The organism is Vibrio sp. D173a (genome assembly GCF_030248475.1).
Map to the genome: position 1 here is coordinate 1 of NZ_JAHGAH010001304.1, position 792 is coordinate 792.

At 46.6% G+C, this 792-nt stretch carries 1 protein-coding gene and 1 pseudogene; both read right to left on the reverse strand.

Going from position 1 to position 792, the window contains the following annotated elements; translation table 11 throughout:
- Nucleotides 1-92 precede the first annotated feature (92 nt).
- Nucleotides 93-371, reverse strand: a pseudogene (locus tag KIV40_RS33000) (DNA-formamidopyrimidine glycosylase family protein); the annotation flags it as partial.
- A 38-nt stretch (nucleotides 372-409) separates the two neighbouring features.
- The coding region (locus tag KIV40_RS33005) for a hypothetical protein (protein WP_285353595.1) at nucleotides 410-792 on the reverse strand (383 nt) is incomplete at its 5' end.

Consider the following 792-nt stretch of genomic DNA (forward strand, 5'->3'; position numbering starts at 1 on the left):
TTGTGACGTTTTAAGAGCGGTTTGTAGAGCAAAAGTCATCGAGTTTCTTTGAACTAAGAACTGCACTCCGATAACCATTTTTCGTAATTTATGAGGTGATCGTGTTTGCCTGCGGTTATATCGGCATCTAACACGCGTAAAGAGCCTGACATCCCTAGGTGAACAATCGCATTACCTGCATCCGTCTCAATCACTAGGTATTTGGCTCGGCGTGATATCGCCTTAATCACCGTCCCTTCTAACTGCTTGAGCTCTTGAGGGATATCCCAACGAAGTTTCGGCGTGCGGAAAGTTAAGGTCGCAATAGTTTGGCCAACCAAATGCGGGGTAATCCCCATACGGCTGACTTCGACTTCGGGTAACTCAGGCATAAAACAGTTCCATTATTGTGATCATTGAATAATAAGGTTTACGGCAACAAATACTCAGCTTCAACCGACACTGCTAACCACTTACCCTGCCAGTTCTTTAGAAGCCAAAAATCCGGAAGTTGGTAGTAAGTGATGCGCTGTGGCTCTTCTTGGTTTTGGTACCATACCTCAATGGTCTGTGGTGAGGTGAGAGATGCGCTAAGCGATTGATATGTCTTAGAGTCTACCTCGGTACCAACAAGCTGCTGCCAACGTTGTGAGAGCTCTTGTGCACTCGGCTGTGATAATTCTTGAGCACTGCCTTGCGATTGGTATTGCCAGCCGTCATCGGCTAATACGAGAGACCACTTAGAAAAGTGCATAGCGGTAAGTTGATCGGACGGGTCAAGTAGATAAGGGAAGCCACTTTTCGAGGCAACCT